Here is a 336-nt window from a genome sequence, read left to right as displayed (position 1 = left end):
CGCCGGGGAACTGGTACGAGCTCAGCAGCTCGCGCACTTCCATCTCGACCAGCTCGAGCAGCTCTTCGTCGTCGACCAGGTCGACCTTGTTCATGAAGACCACCAGGGCCGGCACGCCGACCTGACGGGCCAGCAGGATGTGCTCGCGGGTCTGCGGCATCGGGCCGTCAGCAGCCGACACCACCAGGATCGCGCCGTCCATCTGCGCCGCGCCGGTGATCATGTTCTTCACATAGTCGGCGTGGCCGGGGCAGTCGACGTGGGCGTAGTGACGGTTGGCCGTCTCATATTCCACGTGCGCGGTGTTGATCGTGATGCCGCGCGCCTTCTCTTCCG

Annotated in this window: 1 protein-coding gene; it reads right to left on the bottom strand. The window is 65.8% G+C overall.

What is annotated here, in order from left to right:
- On the bottom strand, positions 1–336 hold a 336-nt coding region (locus tag GGC30_RS16175), incomplete at both ends, for a GTP-binding protein (protein WP_228763798.1).

The organism is Brevundimonas sp. SPF441 (assembly GCF_009661015.1).
GTDB lineage: Bacteria > Pseudomonadota > Alphaproteobacteria > Caulobacterales > Caulobacteraceae > Brevundimonas > Brevundimonas vesicularis.
Note: the sequence above shows the minus strand (reverse complement) of the source record. Positions and strands in the feature narration are given on the sequence as shown.